Annotated in this window: 15 protein-coding genes; 8 read left to right on the top strand and 7 right to left on the bottom strand. The window is 37.2% G+C overall.

Annotation, left to right across the window (positions count from 1 at the left end; all coding sequences use genetic code 11):
• Positions 1-50 precede the first annotated feature (50 nt).
• The gene (gene cax / locus ACAN53_RS15220; RefSeq protein ID WP_379971010.1) at positions 51-1,106 is read right to left on the bottom strand and encodes a calcium/proton exchanger; all 1,056 of its coding nucleotides are present in this window, start codon (positions 1,104-1,106) and stop codon (positions 51-53) included.
• A 146-nt stretch (positions 1,107-1,252) separates the two neighbouring features.
• Between cax and ACAN53_RS15215 the strand changes: the two genes are divergently transcribed.
• The 4 genes from ACAN53_RS15215 to ACAN53_RS15200 all read left to right on the top strand — a co-directional run bounded on the left by ACAN53_RS15215 (position 1,253) and on the right by ACAN53_RS15200 (position 3,899).
• The gene (locus ACAN53_RS15215) at positions 1,253-1,663 is read left to right on the top strand and encodes a pyridoxamine 5'-phosphate oxidase family protein (protein ID WP_379971009.1); all 411 of its coding nucleotides are present in this window, start codon (positions 1,253-1,255) and stop codon (positions 1,661-1,663) included.
• A gap of 173 nt (positions 1,664-1,836) precedes the next feature.
• Positions 1,837-1,983 carry a BH0509 family protein gene (locus ACAN53_RS15210; protein WP_379971098.1) on the top strand — a complete coding sequence of 49 codons (147 nt, stop codon included), beginning with the start codon at positions 1,837-1,839 and terminating at the stop codon, positions 1,981-1,983.
• A 202-nt stretch (positions 1,984-2,185) separates the two neighbouring features.
• Entirely contained in the window at positions 2,186-2,332 is a 147-nt protein-coding gene (locus tag ACAN53_RS15205; RefSeq protein WP_379971008.1) for a BH0509 family protein, read from the top strand.
• Between the two features lie 478 nt (positions 2,333-2,810).
• A complete protein-coding gene (locus tag ACAN53_RS15200) occupies positions 2,811-3,899 on the top strand; it encodes a phosphodiester glycosidase family protein (RefSeq protein ID WP_379971007.1) in 1,089 nt (362 codons plus the stop codon).
• Between the two features lie 46 nt (positions 3,900-3,945).
• Here the strand turns inward: ACAN53_RS15200 and ACAN53_RS15195 are convergent, their stop codons facing one another.
• A complete protein-coding gene (locus ACAN53_RS15195; protein WP_379971006.1) occupies positions 3,946-4,548 on the bottom strand; it encodes a DedA family protein in 603 nt (200 codons plus the stop codon).
• A gap of 380 nt (positions 4,549-4,928) precedes the next feature.
• On the opposite strand from ACAN53_RS15195, the gene ACAN53_RS15190 reads away from it, so the two are divergent.
• Positions 4,929-6,857: a heavy metal translocating P-type ATPase gene (locus ACAN53_RS15190; RefSeq protein WP_379971005.1), complete on the top strand. Its 1,929-nt coding sequence runs from the start codon at positions 4,929-4,931 to the stop codon at positions 6,855-6,857.
• A 201-nt stretch (positions 6,858-7,058) separates the two neighbouring features.
• Here ACAN53_RS15190 and ACAN53_RS15185 read toward each other — a convergent pair whose 3' ends face one another.
• The 3 genes from ACAN53_RS15185 to ACAN53_RS15175 are packed head-to-tail and all read right to left on the bottom strand — an operon-like array spanning position 7,059 to position 8,981.
• Positions 7,059-7,925 carry a YihY/virulence factor BrkB family protein gene (locus ACAN53_RS15185; RefSeq protein ID WP_379971004.1) on the bottom strand — a complete coding sequence of 289 codons (867 nt, stop codon included), beginning with the start codon at positions 7,923-7,925 and terminating at the stop codon, positions 7,059-7,061.
• Between the two features lie 16 nt (positions 7,926-7,941).
• Complete coding sequence (locus ACAN53_RS15180) at positions 7,942-8,493, bottom strand: hypothetical protein (RefSeq protein WP_379971003.1); 552 nt, start codon at positions 8,491-8,493, stop codon at positions 7,942-7,944.
• Positions 8,494-8,516: 23 nt separating this feature from the next.
• The gene (locus ACAN53_RS15175) at positions 8,517-8,981 is read right to left on the bottom strand and encodes a low molecular weight protein-tyrosine-phosphatase (protein ID WP_379971002.1); all 465 of its coding nucleotides are present in this window, start codon (positions 8,979-8,981) and stop codon (positions 8,517-8,519) included.
• 194 nt (positions 8,982-9,175) lie between these two features.
• Between ACAN53_RS15175 and ACAN53_RS15170 the strand changes: the two genes are divergently transcribed.
• The 3 genes from ACAN53_RS15170 to ACAN53_RS15160 all read left to right on the top strand — a co-directional run bounded on the left by ACAN53_RS15170 (position 9,176) and on the right by ACAN53_RS15160 (position 12,293).
• Positions 9,176-9,397, top strand: a complete 222-nt coding sequence (locus ACAN53_RS15170) for a DUF1128 domain-containing protein (protein ID WP_379971001.1) — start codon at positions 9,176-9,178, stop codon at positions 9,395-9,397.
• 218 nt (positions 9,398-9,615) lie between these two features.
• Positions 9,616-10,929 (top strand): alkaline phosphatase family protein, encoded by a 1,314-nt coding sequence (locus ACAN53_RS15165; protein WP_379971000.1) that lies wholly within the window; start codon positions 9,616-9,618, stop codon positions 10,927-10,929.
• A 92-nt stretch (positions 10,930-11,021) separates the two neighbouring features.
• The gene (locus ACAN53_RS15160; protein WP_379970999.1) at positions 11,022-12,293 is read left to right on the top strand and encodes an MFS transporter; all 1,272 of its coding nucleotides are present in this window, start codon (positions 11,022-11,024) and stop codon (positions 12,291-12,293) included.
• A 43-nt stretch (positions 12,294-12,336) separates the two neighbouring features.
• On the opposite strand, the gene ACAN53_RS15155 is transcribed toward ACAN53_RS15160, so the two are convergent.
• Together ACAN53_RS15155 and ACAN53_RS15150 are read right to left on the bottom strand one after the other, a co-directional pair.
• On the bottom strand, positions 12,337-12,921 hold the full coding sequence (locus ACAN53_RS15155; protein WP_379970998.1) for a TetR/AcrR family transcriptional regulator: 585 nt from the start codon (positions 12,919-12,921) through the stop codon (positions 12,337-12,339).
• A 106-nt stretch (positions 12,922-13,027) separates the two neighbouring features.
• Positions 13,028-13,834 carry a hypothetical protein gene (locus tag ACAN53_RS15150; RefSeq protein ID WP_379970997.1) on the bottom strand — a complete coding sequence of 269 codons (807 nt, stop codon included), beginning with the start codon at positions 13,832-13,834 and terminating at the stop codon, positions 13,028-13,030.
• Positions 13,835-13,869 lie beyond the last annotated feature (35 nt).

Raw genomic sequence — 13,869 nt, 5'->3', positions numbered from 1 at the left:
TTGATTTACTACCTATTATATTTTACATTGCTACAGAAAATCCCACCTATTTATAGTAGATAAAAACCAATTCCCATAATGATATAAGCAGCTAACAGCGTTCCGCCTTCAAACCAATTCGTGTCGCCATCATTTGAGATGGAAATTGTTAAGAATACAGCGGTAATCATGGCAATCAATTCTGGTAATGTAAATACAAGCGGCATGTTCTGCTGCATCAAAATGGACACGATTACGAGAACTGGTGCCACGAACATAGCAACTTGTAATGTAGAACCAATTGCAATTTCAACTGCAACATTTACTTTGTTTTTGATTGCCATCAATACTGCAGAAGCATGCTCCGCTGCATTTCCAACAATCGCTACAATGATAATCCCGATGAATAGTTCCGACCAACCGAATGTTTTCGCTACCGATTCAAATGTATGTACAAGGGATTCTGATTCATACGCAACAGCAAGGGTAGCAACAAATAATACACCAATTGCTGTTTTCTTACCCCACTCCGGTGTTTCGTGCTCTATAGCCACATCTTCTTGATGCTGATACACACCTCGATGTGTAACCAGTCTAAAGTAGAGACCAGCTAGATATAGAAAAATTAAGATTATAGAAATGCCCACACTAAGCGTTAATGTTTTCCCCTCATTTAAAGTTTGTGAAAACACCTCAGGAATAACAAACGCAACAACCACAGCAAAGATTAACAGTGTTGAATTATGACGGGCATCATATACATTAAAGGATTGCCGTTTGTATTTTAATCCTCCAATAAAAAAGGATAAGCCTGCAACGAGCAGTAGGTTTCCAAGCACGGAGCCTGTTAAAGAAGCAAGAACCACTTCCGTTAATCCAGCTTTCAGAGAAAAAATGGAAATAATTAATTCAACCGCATTTCCGAACGTTGCATTTAATAATCCACCTATCCGTGGTCCTGATACGATGGCCAAACTTTCCGTTGCTCTTCCCATAAAGCTTGCAATCGCAATAATTGTAAGACAGAATACACCAAACATAATCGTATCTGGCCAGTGGAGTACGTTACCTACAATTGATAGTGGAATTCCAAATGTTACGAATAATAGAAACAGTTTATTTATCATTCTTTCCCAGCCTTTCCTTGCTATTGATAATCTTCATTTTATCATTATTGTTCACTTTATTTCGTAAAATTTCTCTGTAGTTTGGTTAAAAACTATCCTTCTGGAAGAAAGTAAGAACGAAACCAAGTTGAAGGAGAGTGCTAACTATGGATTTAAAGACAAAGGTATTACGTGTACTAGCACAAGAACAAATAGGGGTACTGGCTACCATTCGTGATAATAAACCGCATAGTAGCTTCATGATGCTTTTTCACGAGGACGTAACACTTTACGTAGCAGCCGATCGTCAATCAAAGAAGGTCACAGATATTAAGAAAAATAATCATGTTCATGTTCTCGTTGGCAGTACAAATAACAGCTGGAACGAACCCTTCGTTGAAATAGAAGGGACAGCTAGTCTGGAGGATAATGAAACCTTGAAACACAAATTTTGGAATGACGCGCTCCATCACTGGTTACAAGGACCAGATGATCCAAACTACGTGCTAGTAAAAATAACTCCTGTTCATATTTATTTAGCTGAGAAAGCAGGAACTCCAGAAAAGCTTAGTTTATAAGGATTCAGCGGGGATTTCCTCCCCTGTTTCCATTACATGATTCCTCATTAATTCCTTCTTTAAAAAATTTTGTAATTTTTTTTAAAAAAGTGTAGCACTTTTTGTTTTATCTGTTATATAATAATATCAACTTAAATAAACTGTATTAAAACAGAAGGAGAGGAGAAATAATGATGAAAAGAGAAGAGCGTAAAAACATGATTGAGTTTATCCAAAAGCAAAGAGGGTTCCAACGTGATGAATTAACGTTCATGACAGATGAAGAAGTTGAGCACATCTACAACGTAACATATTTTCTACTTGAAGAAATTGCAGAGTAACATCATTTATCGATTTCTTCAGTAAACACGACATCCAATGAGCAGTTCCTGCACAGACAAATAAAAACTCATCCTGTCTAAGTTATTCCCTTGTAATAATTCCGAATTTTCAAAAAAAGTGTAGTGTTTACTGTTTTATCTGTTATATAATAATCGTAACTTAAATAAACTGTATTAAAACAATAAGAGAGGGGAAATTATAATGAGAAGAGAAGAACGTAAAAACATGATCGAGTTTATCCAAAAGCAAAGAGGTATCCAACGTGAAGAGTTGACGTACATGACAGACGAGGAAGTTGAGCATATCTACAACGTAACATATTTTCTACTTGAAGAAATTGCAGAGTAATATCGTTATACTGCAGGGGAATATTCAATAAAAAGGAGAAGGTGCAATTAAATTGCCCTTCTCCTTTTTATTTTACAAATGTATCAAAAAATAGCCCTTATCATTAGCTTCTTATCATACGCTACAATACAAATATTACAATGAAACGGGGAGAACTACATGAAACTTTAACACATCTGTAATTGAATAGTTATGAAAGCACCTATATTATATTCTTTAGATTGTATAAAAACTTAGATAGTATTATTATCCAATTTGTTTTATTTTGCTCTACATTCATCCCAAAATAGCTACACTCCTATTCAATGAAGAATTATACTTTTTGAGTGGGTATGAATTTTTATACATAGCTACAAAGGAAGATGATTTATATACAATTTTTTTTGTGATTTTTTAACTTGCTATTACTTGTTTTATTTGTATACTTATATTTTGTAGCAATATCATTGCTATGTGTGATACGAAGGGAGATTTATGAATGAAACGAAAGCTAATCCTTTCTCTGAAAATTCTTTTAACAACAGGATTAAGCATTATAATATGTGGATTAGTAATTTTATTTGCGACACCATATGGTCATCAATTACGAACGATTGCTGCTGAAACAATTCTTACTTCACAGCATCGACAATATGCACAATTGTTATTATTACCAAAAGCAGAATTAGATGCTATTCTGCAAAATATTTATAGTCCGAAAACGATTAATAGTGATGATGCAGTTAACTCTTTATCACAAAAAGAGCTTGATAGACGTAAATCACTACCTTTATCCATAAACGTTGAAACAGTGAAGCAAAAGTTCGATGATCATTATTATGAAGGAAAGCTAATGACTATAAGCAACCCTCTTAATGTGAAACTTGTTAATCAGCAAGGCACACAAGGTGCAGATGTCGGTGAGAAGATTTATGTAATGGCACAACGGGAAAAAGCATTGGCTGCTGTAAATGCAAGTGGATTTGTTGATGAAACAGGTGTTGGCGGCGGTGCAGTTGGAATTGGGATTGTTATTGCAGATGGTAAAATTATCAATACCCCGAAAGATGAAAATTCAAACACCGTTATTGCTGGATTAACCAAATATGGTGAAATGATTACCGGTGATTACTCTGCTAAACAACTTATTAATAAAGGTGTAGTCTCTGCTGCCGGATTTATGCCACAATTGATCGTAAAAGGCGAAAAAATGATTACGAGCGGCAACGGTGGCTGGGGATATGGTCCGCGTACCATCATGGCACAAAAGAAAGATGGAACACTTATGTTTCTAGTCATTGACGGAAGACAAACACACAGTATTGGTGCATCCATAAAAGATTGTCAAGATTTATTATATGAAAAGGGTGCATACAATGCCATGGCAATGGACGGCGGCGCTTCCGCTACGTTATATGCAATGGGAGATATTATTAACGTTCCAGCAACAAAATTCAAATCTCGCTACTTACCGAACGCATGGGTTGTTACAGCAAATCCAAATCAAAAGGTTAGCGTAACCATTGACGGTCAAGCACAACCTGCAGATAAAATTTCAGAAATCACAGGTCTTGCAGCTGCTAAATAAAAAAAAACAAGATTGGCTATGCCAATCTTGTTTTTTTTTACTCATTTTAACTTTCCCGTGCATTTTTCATTGCCTGTACATATACCCACATTAACGCTCCAACGCAGCAAAGCGTGATTGTTAGCATAACACCATAATGATGAATATATCGTACAACCGTATGCCAGCTATCTCCTAGCTTTAGTCCAAGTGTAACAAACAACGTCACCCAAATGAATGCCCCTCCATATGCATAGGTACAAAATCGCCGGAAGCCTAGCGATGAAATACCGGCAAAATACGCAGTCAAATGACGAACACCAGGTAGAAAATAACCGATGATTAAAAGAAATGGACCATATTTATCAAATAATAACTGCGTGCGTTGAATTCTTTTATCCGTAATTCCAAATTTAGGGCCAAGTTTTTGAAGTAAAGGTAGACCAAATTGCTTCCCTAATAAGTAACTGAGCGTAATCCCAAGCATAGCCCCTATTAGACCACATAAAACTGCGCTAACGTATGTCATAAACCCTTGTGAAACATTATATCCAACAAATGTAAGAAGTAGTTCATCAGGAACTGGTAACCCAACAACACCTCCGGCCAGTATCAAAATTAAGCCCGCATATCCATAATGCACAATAAATTCCATTATATGATATTCCATTCTATCGTATTACACTCTCCTATTTTAAAAAATACAATCGTTCCATCCATAATCCGATGTATCAAATCATTTAACTAAAAAAGGATACTGTGTTTATCTTATCTGTTCTTATCCCATATTACAACTTAGACTACCATCCAGATTTAGCGAAATTTCTACAAATTACTGTCCGCAACTCACTAAGAAAATAATCATACCAGTTTTCCCCTATTGTAGTCATGATAATTCATGATATAATCACAGTATAAGAAAATATAAATCGAATACCTCATGAACTGATTTATTGTGCTGCTATCCATCTGGATGGCAGCTTTCGTGTTTTTTAGGGGTGCCGATTTTGATTCTTTTTCTCATTAGAATAAGGAAAGGGGATAATACAAATGAGCAATCAAGCAAAATCACTTGTTCAAAAAGAAGAGAATACTAACAAATCTTCAGTTATAGAAACGTTTAAGAATCATTACGACCTTATTTTCGCTCTATCTTCTGGTGTTTTCATTCTTATTGGCTGGCTATTAGATAAACAAGGAGCAAATACCGTTTCTGTTGCATTCTTTGTACTTGCATTTATTATTGGAGGATATGCAAAAGCAAAAGAAGGAATTACAAAAACGATTGAGGATAAGGATTTAAATGTAGAAATGCTAATGATTTTCGCTGCTGTTGGTTCCGCTATTATTGGCTACTGGGCAGAGGGTTCCATCTTAATTTTTATATTCGCCCTTAGCGGTGCGATGGAAACATACACGATGAACAAAAGCAAAAAAGAAATCTCAGCCCTTCTCGATTTGCAGCCAGAAGAAGCACTTCGTATTTCAAATGGTACAGAAGAACGAGTAGCTGTGAAAGACTTACTAATCGAAGACATTATTCTCGTGAAACCAGGCGAACGAATTCCTGCAGACGGTATTATCATTCTCGGTGAAACAAATATAGATGAAGCTGCCATTACAGGAGAACCTATTCCGAATGAAAAAAAAGTAAATGATAATGTATTTGCAGGAACAGTAAATATGCGCGGAGCAATTGAAATAAAAATCACGAAAAGCAGTGACCAAACTTTATTTCAAAAGATTATTCGTATGGTACAAAGTGCCCAAAGTGAAAAATCTCCTTCTCAGCTTTTCATTGAAAAGTTTGAAGGAACTTATGTAAAAGCTGTATTAGCTGTAGTTGCATTAATGATGTTCGTTCCCCACTATGCTCTTGGCTGGGGCTGGAATGAAACCTTGTACCGCGCAATGATATTACTAGTGGTTGCATCACCTTGTGCTCTCGTTGCTTCCATAACCCCTGCTAGTCTTTCTGCTATTTCAAACGGTGCCAGACATGGCATTTTATTTAAAGGCGGTGTTCACTTAGAACGTCTCGCTTCTTTAAAAGCGATTGCCTTTGATAAAACAGGAACATTAACGCAAGGACGTCCTGTAGTAACCGACATATTTGTTCGCGAAGGAATTACTGAGGCTGAAATGATTCAAGTAATGGCCTCTATTGAAAGCCATTCGACCCATCCTTTAGCTGAGGCCATTGTGAAATTTGCGAAAGAGAAGTACGGTGTGACCCTGATCAAACCCGAAAAAGTAGAAGATGTAACTGGATTTGGACTAAAGGGAGTTGTTCATGCTACTGCCTATAAAATCGGGAAACCTGCTTTCGTTGGGGAAGATGCTTCTACATTTGCTGGTGGAATTGCATCCCGTCTTGCAGATGATGGAAAAACAATCGTATATATGAGCGATGAACAAGGCATTGTTGGTTTAATCGCTTTAAAGGATATTCTTCGGCAAGAAACGTTAGTAGCAATTAAAAAATTAAGTGATCTTGGTGTTAAATCTGTAATGATTACTGGGGATAACGAACAAACAGCAAAGGCAATCGCTGCAGAAGGTAACATTTCTGAGTATTATGGATCATGTCTTCCTGAGACGAAAGTTGAAGTAATTAAAGAACTAAAAGAAAAGTATGGAACAGTTGCGATGGTTGGTGACGGTATTAATGACGCGCCTGCACTGGCAACGGCAAGTATTGGTATTGCAATGGGAGAAGGCACGGACGTTGCACTTGAAACAGCCGATGTTGTTCTAATGAAAAATGAACTTACACGTTTAGCACAAGCCATTCGTTTATCAAAACGCATGAATGTGATCGTGAAACAAAATGTTATTTTCTCACTAACTGTAATTGCCTTACTCATATGCTCAAACTTCCTACAATTATTAGCTCTTCCATACGGAGTAATTGGGCATGAAGGAAGCACCATTCTTGTCATTTTAAATGGCTTACGTTTATTAAAAGCAAATGAATAGCAAAAAAAGAGACTCCAGAAGGACATTTCCTCTGGAGTCTCTTTTTGTTAATGATAGTCGTTAGAACCATTTGCACTGCTACTCGTTTTGTGCTTTGGCTGTGAGCTACTGTGCTGCTTGCGTTGATTTTTATCATTTTTCGCATTTCCATGTAAGTTTTTACTCATGAAATGACCCCCCTTTTCATTACTAGTATGGGAATCAATCCTTCGTTTTAGTATGGTAATCACTACCTGTATGGCGTCCACTATAAATCATGGCATTTAGCTCTCCTCCAAGTAATATGACCCATGCTGTGAAATAAAACCAAAGCATGAGAACAATAATACCTCCTAAGCTGCCATAAGTACTCGCATAATTCCCGAATCTCTCCACATAAAATGCAAACAAATAGGAAACAACAACCCATCCAACTGATGCAAACGCTGCTCCGGGCATAACCTCTTTCGGATGCAGCTTTCGGTTAGGGGCAAACTTATAAAGAAAGGCAAAGACGAAAAATAATACAAAAAAGCTAAGAACAAGCCGCAGCGTACCCCATATTTCTAAAAAACTCCCGGGTAATTGTAACACCTCATAAATAGCAGAACCGATTAATTTTCCAAACACAGGCAAAGCAAGTGCAAACATAATGATAAATACCATCGCGATGGTTAATACAATCGAAATTGCTCTTGTTATGTAAAATGGGCGCGTTTCTTTCCTATCATACGCACGATTAAAGGCATACATAATAGAATTAATTCCATTAGACGCCGCCCAAAGCGTACCTAATAAACCAAATGACAACAATCCACCATTTTGATTTTGTACAATTTTCGTTACATTCGTCTCAATTACCTTCATAGCATCAGACGGTATATATTGCTTTAAAAACAAGAGAATATCTTGGGATTCCAACGGAAGGTAACCGACAATTGTTAATAAAAAAACAAGCGCTGGAAAAAGCGACAATAAGAAAAAATAAGCGAGCTGGGAAGCCAGACCCGCCACATCATCTTTTTTTGTTCGTCCATACAATCCAATGAAAAATGTAACTATCTTATTTATTTTCCTACCGGCGTACAATATGCTCACCTACTTCTTACTTTTTATCCCCGCCAGCTTCTTCTTTTTTCTCTAATGCAATTGTTCCATGTACTTGTTCTGTTCCTTCTACTAAAGCCTCCACTACTTGCCCTTCCTCAGGTTTGGTCTCTCCTTCGGTTAGTACCTCTTGATCAGTAGTTGCCGATGCTTCAGCCTGTGCAGCAAGAAGTTCCTCTTCTTTCCGCTTTGCATCTTCTTTTTCCTTCAACTCTTGTTTCTTTTTATTAAAAATGTCCCGTGATTCCTGTAAGGTTTCGATTACGAGTGGCGTTATTTTTTTTATGGATTCAATTTTTTCATTCACGACTGCCTTGTCAGTTAATTGACTACCCTTTGCACGAATATCTTGAACGGTTTCTTTCACACGTTCCTTCATTGGCACTGCTTGCTCACGAAGATTCCATATTTTTTCTTTAGCTTCACGAGCTTTTCCAACTAATTTCTCACGATTTTCTTTCTTGAATAATGTTACAACTGTACCAGCCACTACACCAATTGTAATGTTACGCGCAAATGTATTCTTCTTGTCTGTCTCTTTCTTTGCCATTTCTCTTCACCCTCTCCATAAAATTAGATTCCTTGCTCTTTTCTAATATGAGCTAATAGGTGCTTACATCCTTCTGTTACGAGGTCGTATACTTCCTGAAAATTTCCGGTAAAGTAAGGATCGGGCACGTCCTTCCAATTTTCATTTGGAACGAAGTCCGATAGTCGTCCTACGTAACCTCTAGGTTGGCCGAAAAGTTGAACGTCTTGTAAATTATTTGCATCCATTACGATAATATAATGGAACTTTGTTAAATCACTTTCTTCTACTTGGCGTGCAGTAATTCCTTCATAGGAAATTGCGTTTTCTGTTAATATTTTTTGCGTTCCAATATGCGGTGCCTCTCCAATATGCCAGTTACCCGTTCCAGCTGAATCTACTGCAATTTTTTCTTGCAACTCATTCTTAACAAGTAACTCTCGAAAAATTGCTTCTGCCATAGGCGAACGACAAATGTTTCCAAGACATACAAACAAAACATGAATCATTTTCATTCTCCCCTTTATTAAAGTTCGTTACACCTAGTATACGGGGAAACTTTATGTTATGCAGTGGATATTTTTTATCTCCCACTATTTGTTATTTTATCGTATTAACTAGGAAGCAACGGTAGAAATCGTTACAATATATTGTCGAAAAGGTGATAATATAGAATTAGTTCACATTGGAGGAGGAAATTCCATTGGATTTAACGGTACAATCAACAGAAAATATCGCCTATATGGTGGAAGCTATTAAAGAAAAGCTTCGTATGGTAAATGCAGGTGCAGTGCGTCCAGAAAATTTTAATACGGAAATGTATGAAGATTTACTAGATATTTATAACCATGTTATGAAGCGCGAAACATTTAGCATTAGCGAAATGCAAGCCATTACAGAAGAGCTTGGAACATTAATAAAGTAATGTTAGAAGAGAGACTCCTATAGTCTCTCTTCTAAATTTTTATCCAGTTACTTCATAGTAGTAAGATTAGAAAAATTTCCTTTCTCATTAATGTGTAGAGAATCGATTGCTAAATGGTAAACTTTATATGTTTATGTGAAAAATTTGTAAATGCATACTTTTCCTCTTCATATCGTATTACAATCTTACTAGTTTACAAGTATGGGGGTTTTTTTATTATGCAACCTGCAACAAAACATCTACTTATTATTTCATTTGATTGTCTGTCTACATTGGATTTTCCACTTTTGCAGGAGCTTCCTCATTTTCGTACACTCCTTCAAAAAGGAGCATATGCCGATAAGGTAGAAGCTATCTATCCTTCTGTTACATATCCGTCTCATGCAACAATTGTAACCGGTAATTATCCGTCACGGCACGGTATTACTAGTAATACATTATTACAGCCAGGACGCTTATCTCCCGATTGGCATTGGCACCGGAGTCACATCCAAGGAACGACCATCTATGATGAGTCAAAGCGAGCGGGTCTTACAACGGCTTCTCTTCTATGGCCCGTCACAGCGAAAGCAAATATAGATTATAATATGCCTGAAATTGTTTCCAATCGCCCTTGGCACAATCAAATTCTTGTCTCTCTTCTAAATGGAAGCCCCTTCTACCAATTGGATATGAATCGACGATTTGGTCATTTTCGAAACGGATTGAATCAACCAGAACTAGATGATTTCGTTCTTGCCTCAGCTGTTCATACAATTAAATCAAAAAAGCCAAATGTGATGTTCGTTCATTTCACCGATTTGGATACGCAGCGTCATATGCATGGATTCTCTTCCAAGCAAGCAATCGATGCCATTCATCGTCATGATAACCGACTTGGGCAATTAATGCATGCACTAAAAGAAAGCAACCTAACAGATGACAGTACTATTATCGCATTAGGTGATCATAGCGCTTTAGACGAAGCTAATGCATTACAACTAAACGTACTGCTTCATAAACACAATCTCATTACAGTCGATGCAAAAGGACATGTAACAGACTGGAAGGCATATTGCAATAGCTGTGATGGTTCAGCATATATATATATGAAAGATAAACACGATCATGAAACAAAAATGAAAATTTCACAAATTATAGAACAGTTACTTGCTGATCCATCTAGCGGCATTGAATTTGTCATAAGCGGAGAGGAAGCAAGAAAACGAGGAGCAGATGGTACATGCCTATTCATGCTAGAAGCAAAGAAAGGTTATTATTTTCTAGAAGATTGGATTGGACCATATAAATTACGAATTACACCCGAAGACACCAAGGCTGATAAAAAATATACCCTGGCTACACACGGCTATTCTCCTACAAAGGATAGCTATACAACCGTATTTATGGCTGTTGGAAAAGGAATTCGCACCGGCGCTGTTATTCCCTTTATGCGCCTCATCGATGAAGGCCCAACGATTGCTTCCCTTCTCGGCTTAGATTTAGGCGAAACAGACGGAGCTTGTGTTGATGAATTGCTACAACGACAATAATTTGTAAAGTATGTATTAAATTTTATTCATCACCCATTTTTACCAGATTACATTGTGTACAATTACGGTAGAAAAATAGGGAGGATTATCAAATGACAGGGATAACAAAAAAAGAAAAAAGCTGGATTTTTTACGATTGGGCAAACTCTTCCTATTCACTGATTATAACAACAGCCGTGTTTCCCATTTATTTTAAAGCGGCTGCAAAGGAAGCAGGAGTAGCCGCGGCAACATCTACGGCATACTGGGGCTATGCAAATTCATTTGCTACCTTTCTTATTTCCTTGCTAGCACCAATTTTAGGATCTATCGCTGACTACCGAGACTTTAAGAAGCGATTCTTTACGTTTTTCTTTGCACTTGGCATTATTTTCACAGCAATGCTTGCAATTGTTCCTAATAGTCAATGGCTACTTCTGCTTATCTGTTACATGTTAACGGTCATTGGATTTGCAGGTGCTAATATTTTTTATGATGCATTTCTAGTAGATGTCACAACCGATGAAAGAATGAATCGTACATCAGCAAGAGGTTTTGCTTTCGGCTACATTGGTAGCACCATTCCATTCATTATCGCTATTGCCCTAATTATACTTGCACAAAATCAAGTGCTTCCCTTCTCCGTTACCGTTGCTAGCCAAATGGCATTTGCCATTACAGCTCTTTGGTGGGGACTTTTCACCATTCCCATGCTCCGTAACGTTGAGCAAACCTATTATATCGAACGGGAACAAAATTCAGTAAGACAAAGCTTTAAACGTTTATTCCAAACCTTTCGCAATGTCAAAAAGCACCGAATCGTCTTCTTATTTTTACTCGCCTACTTCTTCTACATTGACGGAGTAGACACGATTATAACGATGTCTACTGCTTACGGAACCGACCTAGGTATTAGCAGTACAAACTTACTTATCATTTTGTTTGCTACACAAATTATAGCGGGACCTTTTTCACTTTTATACGGAAGATTGGCCGAAATATTTTCAGGAAAAATGATGCTCTTTGTAGGGATTGGGATGTATATTTTTATTTGTACCTACGCCTACTTCTTGAAAACCACACTCGATTTTTGGATTCTTGCAATGCTAGTCGCAAGCTCCCAAGGGGGGATTCAAGCATTAAGTCGTTCTTACTTTGCCCGTATCATCCCCCGAGAATCCTCCAATGAATTTTTCGGATTTTATAATATTTTTGGTAAATTTGCGGCGATTATGGGACCCTTGCTTGTTGGTATAACCGCACAAGCAACAGGAAAAACGAATGCAGGCGTACTAAGCATTGTAATCCTCTTCATAATTGGTGGCTTTATATTAACTCGTATCCCTGAGCATACAGAATTCTCCTCGTCAGCCAAAACAATGTAACATGTTACAGAAAAAAGCTTCTCCGAGGAGAAGCTTTTTTCATCTAGTATCTATTCAACAATCCATTAAATAACATGCCAAATGAGACTTTCACACGGTCCTGAAGACAATAATTTTCACTACTCATACACCAGTTAAGCAGAATTCCGAAGTATTGTTGACTTGCTAGCTGTGCCATAGTATAGGCAGATAGTAAAGTAGTAAGCTCTCCAGACTTTTGTCCTCTTTCAAATAAATCTTCTAATACATCATTAATCAGGCCCACTGCTTCATATTGATTTTGACGAAACGTGGGATTCCTAAGTGAGGATTGAAATAATGTTTGCATAAGTGTTTGACTATTCTGGATATCATTTGAAAAATCCACGAATAATTGAATAATGGTCGGTGTTAGCAACCCCATCTGATTTTGCAACCTACGAATATGCTCTTGAATCGAGTGAATTTGCTGTCTGCTAATAAACTGTAAGATGTCTTCCTTTGACTTAAAATAGTTCAAAATTACTGTTTTTGAAATCCCCGAACGATCAACAAGCTCATCAAGTGTTATGTCATATCCTTTCGTAGAAAATAATTCGATGGCTTGTTCAACTATTATTTGTATGCGTGTATCTTCCCCCGGTTGCACAAATATTCTCCCCTTATGAATAAGATCATAGTATAGTTCTATTTTTACACAAGTTTATCATACAATCATCATGTTAATTGAAAAATTGATACTCGCTTGTATAGTCTTATTCATTAGAAAGAGAAACATTGCCTGTACTAGGATCTACAATATAATATCCAATTGTCGCACCATGGCCAAGACTTGCATCATGTACTTGTTCATACACGTGAATTACATAAAGCCCCTTATCATTTGTTTGATCATATTCGGCAATATAACTGGAATTAGCGGGTATTTTCAAATAAGCGCGAACGGCATCTTCAGCCTGTGACTTGGTTAGTGGTTGATTCCCACTCGGACTTGCTGGAGACACCGGTGTCGATTGTTTGCTTCTTTTTTCCTGGTCCACTTCTTTCCATAGTTGATTTGCTTGTTTTGCCAATGCCTTAATTTGTTCACTTTGCGAGGTAGTATCAGAAAGTTGTTTCAGAATAGTTTCTGCTTCGTCGTATTTCTTTTCATTCGCTAAAGATTGTGCCTTCTGAAGTTGATTTGTCATTTCATGTTGCTGTGTATCCCACTGATTTACTTTGTTAATAATAGCACTTGCCTTTTCCTTCAATATGACTGTAATTTCAGAAGAATCTTTAGCATCTACGAGTTGATTCGCGTACATTTTGGCATCTGCGTAATCTCCTTGCTCAATTGCTTGCACACTGCTTTGCATCCGTTTCGTTTCATCAATATATGTAATGACTTCCACTGTCGGACTTGCCTTTTGCGCCTTTGTTAAGTGAGTAAGCGCATTTCCATACTGATCATCTTTCAATGCTCCTATCGCTGTATGAACTTCTTTATCATACTCTCCAATGCTACAAGCAGAGACAGATAAAAGGGCTACTATAAATACTAAGATTGCTACCTTTTTCATGTAATGCTCCTTACTATTCTCTATCATTCACTCTA

Origin of the sequence: Ectobacillus soli, from assembly GCF_042610425.1 — a bacterium.
Classification (GTDB): Bacteria; Bacillota; Bacilli; order Bacillales; family Bacillaceae_G; genus Ectobacillus.
The sequence above is the reverse complement of the archived record's forward strand: the minus strand, read 5'-3'. Positions and strand labels throughout refer to the sequence as shown.